Raw genomic sequence first — 5083 nt, 5'->3', positions numbered from 1 at the left:
TGCAGGGGGCATCCAATAAATCAACAGGAAGCCTGATATATCAGGCTTTTTTGTTTGTCATTTTGTTTTTTGTACCAAAATTTGTACCAAATAATTACAAAAGTTTTCTAACGTTATCAAATTCTTCATTGATCTTCTCTTGTAGTGTATGACCATATACTTCTACTAACATTGAAATATCTTTATGCCCTAGAATTTTTGCAATTACTCCCAAATCAATTTGATTATGCCACAAATAGCTACCATAAGTATGCCTTGTGCCTTTTGTAGTAATAATTGGTGTAATCTCTAATTCAGTCAAAGTCTTCTTTAATGCTTTATTAACTGTTGCAATATTAGGAATTTCTTGAACATAACCATAATGTTGAAAAACAAAGTTTTCACTATTGATAATTCCAAGATCTGTATTCACTACTTCTTGTTCCTTCTGCAACAATTTCAGTACTTCAAGCTCTTCTTCACCTATCGGAATACTCCGAATAGATGTTTTATTTTTGGGTGGAACAAATTGACAAATCGTCGTATTGTATCGTCTGTATGTTTTAATTACTTTTTCATCAAATTCTACATCATCCCAGGTTAAAGCGATTAATTCTCCAAACCTCATACCTGTTTTAAAAAGCATATAAATTACAAAAGGAACTACCGATCTTCTATAATCCATTTTTTGCTTAAAATAGTTAATGATAGTGTTAAAATCTTTCTCACTATGGATATACTTATCCTCTATAGCCTGAGACTCTTTTGATGAAAATAATTCCGCAAAATAAGTAAAATCTTCTAGAAAAACTTTATCTGCTTGTGCCGTTTTAATGCATTCTTGAATACTCGTATGAAGTCTACTTAATGTGTTTCGTGTTACAGTTTTACCATAATCATTCATGATACGTTGATATTTACTAGGTTTTATTTGCGAAACAGGAGTCTCTCCAAATAATTTTCTAATGACTTCTTTTCTTAAAATGTACTTCTTTTTTGTCGTTTGACTGCGTTTACTAGGTAGTATTTTTAAATTAAGCCACTCTTGATATAGCTGGTAAAGTGTCATTTTACCATCAAGACTGTATCCACGATTCAACTTTCTTAACAATTTTTCTGCTTCTATTTGAGCTTTTTTCTTTGTTTCAAAGCCACTTTTATAAGCAATTGTCTTACTTGTTTCATCCCTTATAGTATAGGTCCAAAGATTCTTTTTACCTCGTTTTAAATATCTAATACTTGCCATACTACAACTCCACTCCCAATACTTCTGAGACTGCACTTTTAGGCACAACCATCAAACGTTTTCGATCGTAAAAACTATAACCTTTGTTAACCATCAATTTCCTTGCTTGGTGGATAATCTGCATAGCTGTATATTGCTTATACCCCATTTCAATCAAATCTTTTTGTGATATCGTATTATTTATCATTATTAATTCTCCTTTCTAGTGTCCTAATACATAGGTAAATTGTTTTGCTGTTTGTCCGTCAAAGGTTCGATAACTAATCACTCCAAGTCCCTTGACATTACATTCTGAGACAAGAATTGACCCATCTGATTTGACTTGCTCCACAAAGGCAATATGCCCGTATATTGGATTAGCTCCAGCTTGTCCAGGACTAAATGATAGAGCAGAGTGTTCAGTTGGTGTATGGGTTGTAGTAAAGCCTGGCTTATTCATCCATTGGCCACCATTTCCCATGAATGGATCGAAGTTAACTCCGACTTGTTTTCCACGGTTAAAGACATACCAAGTACATTCTCCCCATGGATAGGTGCTAGTGATATATCCGTTTGTATCGATAGCTTTTGTAAGACTATATCCTACCGGAATATCATTTGAAGTAACTCCTCCTCCATCTCGAGTTTTTCCAGTTAATTGGATCGGTGCTTTCGGTGTTCCACCATGTTCATCGATAAACTGATCTAGCTTTCTCATCGTTTCAGCTCGACGCTTGCCAGAGCCTGTAGTATCTGTAAAATAAACTCCTCCATCGACTGTCTGATTCAAAGAACCATTCGCATATTTTTGAGCCTTATCATCTTGAATTTTGAAGGTTTCATTCTTATTTCCAATAATCGTCTGTTGGGTTAAGGCAACTACGGCAACCTCATCATTGAAATTGTTGGCATTCTCAGGATTTGAATCAAATGCTCCATAGCCGAACATATTGGCTCCAGGGTTTGTTGCGACACCAGCAGTTCCGAGTGAGCTTTCATTTAAGGCAATTGCCACAATACCTCGGACATCTAGATTGGATTTGGCCTCCCATTCTAGGAGTTTTTTCCCGTTAATCCGATTCTTATCATAGGAGATCCCTAAAGTGTCTAAAAAGCCGTCTAGTTGAGCTGCTGTAATGCCATATCGATGAACTAATAGATTATGCGTATAAGGATCTCCAGAGGACCAGTGTTCCGCATAAGTGGCTCCATCTACCCCAGATCCTCCAGTTGGACTTCCTGCTGTGGCAACCGCAAGAATGATAATAAGAAAAAAGGGTAGAATAATAGGAATTAACCCAGCCAGTAAAAACCATTTTAATTTCTTCATAGGACCTCCTTTCTAGTTAGTGTTTGATATAAGCTGTGAATAGCACTGTCCCAAAGCGCCACTTGGCATCTAGTACGACAGAATGAGCTTTGACTTGATCCAGTATAGAGTCTTTTTCACGTTCTTTGACAGGAAATAAAAGAAGGAAATCGACTGAGCGTTTCCCTTCTTGGTAAGCTTGAAAAAGAGTCTCTTCAAGAATCCTTGGAAAAGATATTCTTGAGTGAATTCTAATATTCATTGTATTCTCCTCTCAATTGATTGAGTCGTTCTGTTAGTTTGTTTCTTCGTTCAATATTTGTTCGTAATTTATCATCTCGTGTCATAGTCTTTCGATAGGCACGGGTAAAGGCATTGGATCCTTGAGCTTTATACATTGCTTTCGGATCTTTGTATTTATCTAGTTCACGTTCCAGTGAATTGATTCGGTGTTGTTTAAATGGGGAAATCCATTCTTCTTTTAGTGTATGGAATTCATCTTCTGTAGTAGAAGGTCGATCAGCTTGAGTAGGTATTTCCACTTTTCCGCTAGGCTGTTCGGGCTTTCTTTCTTGTAGATTTGATTCTTTTGAAGTAGGCGTGCTCTCACTCTTATTCTCTGTTTTAATTTTAGGAGCTATTGTGCTCTCTTGTTTAAGAGGTGTTTCAGTCGGAATATCTGGCTCGAATTCATCTTCTGGCATCGTGTCTTTCTGAGTAAAGAAAGAACCGACTTGTTGGAAGTGATCTTTAGAATGCATGACCATTCCTGCTCCAATCCCTGCTCCAGCTAAGGCGAAATTTCCTAAGTGTTGAGCACTTGAAAGACTGCGAGTTGGAACTTGAGAGGCAATCTCTTTCGTTCGAGTCATTCCGTGATCCATTCGATTTCCAAGATCACTTGCCATCATGCGGGCTTTGGATCCTAAAATGAATTGTATCAATTCTGCCTTGTACTTCCACATGAGAATATAAATAGTGCCTTTAGAAACAACCGATACTAGGAGTTTAAAGACAAGGCCGAAGAGTATAAGAGAAGGCAGAGTTTTTAAAACTTTATCAAAGCCACTGGTAACTAAATTTTCTAAGAGCTTTTCGATGTAAAAGATGAGAAGAGTTAAAAGACTTGTAATTGCTGGAAAAGCTAGACCTCCAAACATGACTTTTAAAACTCCGAAAATCAGATCTTGCATTCGAGGAATGAAGGATACGAGAAGGACAATCGGAAAGAGCAGAATCATCATGAGGACTAAGAGTTGAGCTAGGACATTTAAGAGCTGAATCAAGATAACGGGGATGGCTAAGACAAAGGCCTCTACAATTTTAAAGATGACATAGAACATGCGAATGAAGATGAAGTCTGGCATAGCCGATACCCAACGGTTTTCTTCTGAATCTTCGTTAGCACCATCTCCCATTTTGTCTAAATAGTCTATACGAGTTTTGGCTTTTACAGGTTTAAAGTTTCCATTCTTGTCACCCGTTCCTAGAACTTGACTATCGTCAAAAGTTTCTTCTTTTCCATCTTGACTATTCTTGTATTTCCCATTTTCCTGACCCGTATTGACAAAGACATAGGCCTTATAAGATGTTTCTGCGATATAGTTATCTGCCATTGTTTCCCCAACTTTGAGGGATTTCTCTTTTCCATAGTTAATCTCGATGTTTGAAATTTTGGAAGAGACATCTTTTGAAACGGAGTTGATGGTATCTAGTAAATAGAGACCTCCAGATGTTCCAGCAATGGTCCCAAAGTAACTAAAGCCAAGAAGTATCACCATACAGACATGAATCATAGTTCTTGTGAAACTTCCTTTTGAGAAGAAATACTGGTAGAAGAGATAAAAGGCAAGTCCTAATAACAAAATAGAAACCAAGGAACCACTTGTAATTCCACCATGTGTGGAACCGGTGAAGCCATTCCAGATTTTACTAGCTCCTTTATAGACGTAGTTCTTATACGCAGAGTATAAATCAACACTTTCTAATACACGAATTAAGAGAGAGAAGAAACCAACTACCGCATTGAGAATGAAAAAGAAGAAGTTGACGAAGAGTTCGTTAATTAAGACCCAAGCCCCATTGAAAGATCCGAATTCAGTTTTTTCCATATAGGACTTGAGAGAGAAGATATCGACTCCTCTTAATTTCTCAAAAGCTTCTTGCATGGATTCACCTCCTTAACTAGCATATTTATTTTCAAGACTTGACGATACTGTAGCTTTCATTGGTTTTAGAAGCATATCAATATCTTCAAAAATGTTGTGAACAGAAATCATATTGAGATTGCCGTAGACATCAGAATAAAGGCATTGACCTGAGATCATATTATCAATCCATTCTAGATTACTTTCGGTGACTTCCAGATTGACGTGTTTCAATATATCTTCTCTTTCTGATTTTTCATAAAAGGCAAAGATTGTCCCAAAACCTGTTGTATCATCATCATTTTCTGCATCATGCACAGACTGAGTAATAAGGGCAAGCGTATTATTTTTAGAGCGTCCAATCCGGCGCATATTTTTGATAACCGCTTTTCCTTCGGCAGACTTCATCAAAATCCAGGCTTC

At 36.9% G+C, this 5083-nt stretch carries 6 protein-coding genes; all 6 read right to left on the bottom strand.

Going from position 1 to position 5083, the window contains the following annotated elements; genetic code table 11:
* Positions 1-94 precede the first annotated feature (94 nt).
* Positions 95-1225: a site-specific integrase gene (locus ACLOR3_RS10455; protein ID WP_411400748.1), complete on the bottom strand. Its 1131-nt coding sequence runs from the start codon at positions 1223-1225 to the stop codon at positions 95-97.
* 1 nt (position 1226) lies between these two features.
* On the bottom strand, positions 1227-1412 hold the full coding sequence (locus tag ACLOR3_RS10450; protein WP_002908784.1) for a DUF3173 domain-containing protein: 186 nt from the start codon (positions 1410-1412) through the stop codon (positions 1227-1229).
* 15 nt (positions 1413-1427) lie between these two features.
* Positions 1428-2534 (bottom strand): CHAP domain-containing protein, encoded by a 1107-nt coding sequence (locus ACLOR3_RS10445; protein WP_411400745.1) that lies wholly within the window; start codon positions 2532-2534, stop codon positions 1428-1430.
* Positions 2535-2550: 16 nt separating this feature from the next.
* Positions 2551-2775: a hypothetical protein gene (locus tag ACLOR3_RS10440; RefSeq protein ID WP_411400743.1), complete on the bottom strand. Its 225-nt coding sequence runs from the start codon at positions 2773-2775 to the stop codon at positions 2551-2553.
* Entirely contained in the window at positions 2765-4681 is a 1917-nt protein-coding gene (locus tag ACLOR3_RS10435) for a conjugal transfer protein (protein ID WP_411400741.1), read from the bottom strand. The genes ACLOR3_RS10440 and ACLOR3_RS10435 overlap by 11 nt, the downstream gene beginning before the upstream one ends.
* A 12-nt stretch (positions 4682-4693) precedes the next feature.
* Positions 4694-5083, bottom strand: a 390-nt coding sequence (locus ACLOR3_RS10430; protein ID WP_412037213.1) for an ATP-binding protein, incomplete at its 5' end; no start/stop codon positions are given.

Source organism: Streptococcus intestinihominis (assembly GCF_046824975.1).
In the GTDB taxonomy this organism is placed as follows: domain Bacteria; phylum Bacillota; class Bacilli; order Lactobacillales; family Streptococcaceae; genus Streptococcus.
Note: the sequence above shows the minus strand (reverse complement) of the source record. Positions and strands in the feature narration are given on the sequence as shown.

Coding starts and splice junctions, on each gene's coding strand:
- ACLOR3_RS10455 (WP_411400748.1), bottom strand. CDS start 1,225: ATGGCAAGTATTAGATATTTAAAACGAGGTAAAAAGAATCTTTGGACC.
- ACLOR3_RS10450 (WP_002908784.1), bottom strand. CDS start 1,412: ATGATAAATAATACGATATCACAAAAAGATTTGATTGAAATGGGGTAT.
- ACLOR3_RS10445 (WP_411400745.1), bottom strand. CDS start 2,534: ATGAAGAAATTAAAATGGTTTTTACTGGCTGGGTTAATTCCTATTATT.
- ACLOR3_RS10440 (WP_411400743.1), bottom strand. CDS start 2,775: ATGAATATTAGAATTCACTCAAGAATATCTTTTCCAAGGATTCTTGAA.
- ACLOR3_RS10435 (WP_411400741.1), bottom strand. CDS start 4,681: ATGCAAGAAGCTTTTGAGAAATTAAGAGGAGTCGATATCTTCTCTCTC.